Consider the following 254-nt stretch of genomic DNA (forward strand, 5'->3'; position numbering starts at 1 on the left):
TATCCCCGTGCTCGAACTCGTCATCGACGACATGAGCAGGACGGCGATCGGCACATCCCGCATCCGCTTCACCAATCGCTGCGAAGGCGGCATGAATTGCAAGATCGGCGCGGATGGCTTCGGCATCATCATCCGCAACCTTCTGGAAAACGCCCTGATCCACAGCCCGGCGGGAAGCTCGGTACAGATATTCGCCGAAGAGGACGGGACAATCCGCGTCATCAATTCCGGACCGGCAATCGACAGGGCGCTCC

General features: G+C 60.2%; 1 pseudogene. It reads left to right on the plus strand.

What is annotated here, in order from left to right:
- Nucleotides 1-254 (plus strand): annotated as a pseudogene (locus tag SB816_RS33375) (hypothetical protein); the annotation flags it as partial.

The sequence above is a fragment of the Achromobacter sp. SIMBA_011 genome (assembly GCF_046535435.1).
Classification (GTDB): domain Bacteria; phylum Pseudomonadota; class Gammaproteobacteria; order Burkholderiales; family Burkholderiaceae_B; genus Achromobacter; species Achromobacter dolens.